Below are 4,452 nucleotides of genomic sequence, written 5' to 3'. Positions count from 1 at the left end.
CCTTTACATCTATTGTATATAAAGGTTATATTTTAGCTCAACAAGCATGGGGGAAAAATTATTCTCAAAATGTAACCACCTTAGTACCTATTTCTCTTGGATTAGCTGTATTAGGAACTTTAGTTTTAATTGCATCTGTAGTTTTTATAGTTATTACAAATCATTTTTTATTCATAACCATAGTTATTTTTGGAATCTTAACTTTAATAGTATCTTTTCTAGTTGCTTTGGCAATGGCAGGTGCATCCAGTATTGCCTGCCCCCTTGCAACGCTCGTAACTTTAACTGGTTCTGTAGCAATGGCAGGTGCCATAGCTAGATTTTTAATATCAGTCAATATTTGGGATTCAAGTAAAGCTTTTATTCTTATTATAATTTCATCAGTAATTATAGGATTTTTAGCAAGTTATATGGGTTTCAAAGCATTAAGTGAATCTCATGAATTTTCTTGGATAAAAATGATTGCAGTTAGCTTTGCAAATTTAGGTAGTACAAGTTTCCGTAAAGCTAACTTGACAAATGCCGATTTCAGTCATGCAACCTTGAATAATACAGATTTTAGAGAAGTCAAAGTTGTTTTTACTCAATGGTTTGAAGTAAAAAAATTAGGTTCTGCCCGTGTTGAAACGACTTATCTTAAGTATCCAGAGGTACAAAGAACATTAATTACAAGAAAAGGAACAGAGCAGAATTTTGACCGTTTAAATTTGCGAGGTATTAATTTCCAAAGAGTTATCCTGGCAGATGCCAGCTTCATAGGTACTGATCTTAGCGAAGCGAACTTGCAAGACGCAGACTTATCCAGAGCAAAGCTAAAGCAAACTCAATTAGACGGAACCGACTTCACGGGCGCTACTCTCACTGGAGCCTACGTTGAAGACTGGGGCATTACGACTGATACCAATTTTGATGGCGTGAAATGCGAATACGTTTATATGCGGCTCCCAACAAAAGAAAACCCAGACCCTCACCGCAAACCAGACAATAGACAAGAAGTTTTTGCTTTGGGTGAGTTTGGAGATTTCATCAAACCAATCTTTGACACTCTTGACCTCTATCATAGTCAGGGAGTTGACCCTAGAGCGATCGCAATTTCGTTTAAGCAGCTAGCCGAGAATCACCCCGATGCTGAATTAGAAATAGTGGCAATGGAAAAACGGGGGCAGGATAAGTTTCTGCTTCGTGCCAAAACCGCAGCAACAGCTGACAAATCTGAACTGAGTGCAGAGTATTTTACTACCTATAATCAGCTAAAAACTCTGGCAGAGCAAGAAGTTCAAAAGTTAATAGCGGAGAAAGATAAGAGAATTACTGATCTACAGAATATGGTAATGACAGCACTACAACGCCCTAGTTTTTATGCCCAAACTTATCAAAACCAAGGAGATACTATAATGTCTGAAGGTTCTAAAAAACAGTCCAACTTTGACCTCAAAGGCGCTCAATTTGCTGGTGGGCTTGTCAACGCAGACACAGTAACCGCACAACAAATCGGCGGCAACATCACCAACTACAACCCCGAACAAAAGCAGAATCTAGCCCAAGCCGCAGCAGACATTCAGCAGCTTCTCAATCAGTTAGGGCAGAGTTACCCTACTAGCACTCCACTAGAAAAACAGATAGCGGTGACAGAAGCACTCAAGAAAATCGATAGTAATCCTACTTTGAAAGCGCGGGTAATTGGGGCGTTGAAATCTGGTGGAACTGAGGCATTGAAGGAATTAGTGGATCATCCTCTTGTCAATATACTTTTGGCAACTTTAGAAGGATGGCAGGATGCTGAATAGTTCAGTTGCTACAGATGAAGCAGTAGGGTAGGTGGTGATGGCGAATGAGGAGCATTTAGCTTTATTGAAAGAAGGTATACAGCTAAGTTGGAATAAATGGAGAGCAAAAAACTTTGTAACCAAGCCAGATTTAAGTGAGGCCAATCTTAGTCAAATGAACCTCAATGAAGCAGACCTCAATGGGGTAAACTTTTGCAGAGCTAATCTTAGTGATGCTAGTCTTAGTAGAGCTAACATTAGCGCTGCTGATCTCAGTGGAGTAAACCTAAGTAAAGCCAACCTTAGTAGAGCTAATCTCATAGGAGCTGTACTTATAGAGGCAAATCTAAATGATGTAGACCTTAGTGGAGCTAATCTTAGCAGGGCTAACCTTAGTAGTGCAGACCTCCGTAAAGCTAATCTGAATGGAGTTGTTTTTATTGAAACAACGCTTTATAAAGCTAATCTAAGTGGGTTAAATTTTACCAAAGCGGCAATCAGTAGAGCTAACCTTACTGAAGTAAACCTTAGTGAAGCCAATTTAAGTAAATTAAACTTTAACAGTTTTGACCTAAGACGGTCTGATTTCACTAACGCTAACCTTACTAACATTCAAGCGCTAGAAACAAATTTTACTGGAGCAATCCTTACAGGTGCTTGCATAGAAGATTGGCACATTAATAGTGGTACAAATTTAGCTAATGTAGTTTGTGATTTTGTCTATCTTAGTCAAGGAAAGCAAGAACGCCGTCCCAGCAGTGGCAACTTTGCCTATGGTGAGTTTGCCCAGCTATTCCAAAAATCGCTAGAAACCTTAGACCTAATCTTTCGCAATGGCATCAACTGGGATGCTTTCGCCTACTCGTTCAAAAAATTAGAAATCGAAAACCAAGGCGGACAATTGGATGTCCAAAGCATTGAGAAGAAAGGCGATGGCATTCTTGTAGTTCGAGTAACTGTTGCCCCTGATGCAAACAAAGCGAAAATCCACGGCGACTTCATGCAGGGCTATGAATTTGCAGCTAAGGCATTGGAAGCACAGTACCAAGAAAGACTTGAAGATAAACAAAAAGTAATCAACCAGCTATTTTCCACAATTAACCAGCAAAATAAGTTACTAGCCCAGACAGGTAATAAAGTCTCAATTTACTATCAACCGAACTCGCAGTTTGCAGGTGGAATAGTAGATGCCAACAATGTTGATGCAGACCAGATAGGTGGTAACATTCAGAACAACGACGTTTAAACCTGTCCAAACCGACCCATGCCCGATTCACAAGATCCAAAGCAAGTCAGCAACGACTTACGAAATTCCCAGTTTGGCGGTGGGTTTATCAACGCTGAGTCCGTAAATGCTCAGAGAATCGGCGGGGACATCTGGAATATTTTCTTTGGGCAGCAAACAACGCCAATAGGCAATCCGGCTCGACCAAAGAACGAGCGTATACTACTGGACGCAGTTAAGCAAGAAGTGACCGCACGGTTAAGGCAGTCTCTACACAATGCCGTGTTGATTAATTTAGGGAAGAAGTCGCAACCCCAGCAGGTAAAACGCCCTTGGGATGCAGAAATAAAAATTGGCTTGAAGCCGGCTGTTCCTCTCCCAAACACGACAACAATTTTAGAAGTTTTTGATTCTCCAGAAATTGCAGGAAAGTTGTTAATATTGGGTGCGCCAGGATCAGGAAAGACAACCACACAGTTAGAATTGGCTCAAGAATTAATTCAACGAGCAGAAGAACAGCCTGATTATCCAGTTCCAGTTTTATTCAACCTGTCTTCGTGGAAAGATGACCGACAATCAATAACTGATTGGTTGGTGGTAGAACTTAAATCTAAATATGGTGTCTCAAAAAAGCTTGGTCAAGAGTGGGTAGACAATAAGCAATTACTACCATTGCTTGATGGTTTAGATGAACTTGAACCACAGCGTCAAGAACTCTGTGTTAATGTAATTAATCAGTTTTCAGCAGGCGAAACTAGACCACTTTATTTAGTTCTTTGTAGTCGGGGTGAGGAATATAATAACTACGCTACTCAATTGCAACTTAAAGGTGCTATCTGCTTACAGCCTTTAACCAGCAATCAAATTTGTGATTATCTAACATCTATAAATTCTCTAGAACTGTGGTCAACCATCAGTAGCGACTTTGACTTACTAGAGTTAATGGAAACTCCATTACTACTCAGTATTACTGTTCTAGTATCTCAAGAAATACCTAGTGAAAAGTGGCAGTATTTGAATTCTACAGCAGACCGGATTCAGTATTTGCTTGATGCTTATATAGGACGGATGTTGACACGAGATATTAAGAGTAGAGCATATTTAAATAACAAAACTCCTAATGCTAGAAAAACTCGAATTTTGCTTGTTTGGTTGGCTAAACAAATGCAGCGAGAATCGAAAACGGAGTTTTTGATTGAAGAAATGCAGCCTAGTTGGCTGAAAAAGAAAATTTCAAAAGTTATTTATAATTTGATTGTATGGGGATTGATAGGAGCGCTGACTTCAGGGCTACTTTCAGGACTACTTTCAGGACTATTTGCATTGCAGGTTTTTATTCTAATTTATGGACTGATTTCAGGATTACTTTCAGGGCTGTTTTTTGGGATGTTTTTCGGGATAATTCATGGATTAATTGGAGAGCTATTAGAAAATGAAATAGAAAAAATTAAACTAATTAAT

3 protein-coding genes are annotated in these 4,452 nt (G+C 39.4%); all 3 read left to right on the top strand.

From position 1 onward, the window contains the following. Window positions 1-1,787 (top strand): pentapeptide repeat-containing protein (locus GNF10_RS35440; RefSeq protein WP_260446381.1); only part of this gene is annotated, 1,787 nt, incomplete at its 5' end. 37 nt (window positions 1,788-1,824) lie between these two features. Beyond that, on the top strand, window positions 1,825-3,012 hold the full coding sequence (locus tag GNF10_RS35435) for a pentapeptide repeat-containing protein (protein WP_185586635.1): 1,188 nt from the start codon (window positions 1,825-1,827) through the stop codon (window positions 3,010-3,012). Window positions 3,013-3,030: 18 nt separating this feature from the next. Further along, on the top strand, window positions 3,031-4,452 hold a 1,422-nt coding region (locus tag GNF10_RS35430), incomplete at its 3' end, for an NACHT domain-containing NTPase (RefSeq protein WP_185607427.1).

The sequence above is a fragment of the Nostoc sp. UCD121 genome (assembly GCF_014222285.1).
GTDB lineage: Bacteria > Cyanobacteriota > Cyanobacteriia > Cyanobacteriales > Nostocaceae > Nostoc.
The sequence above is the reverse complement of the archived record's forward strand: the minus strand, read 5'-3'. Positions and strand labels throughout refer to the sequence as shown.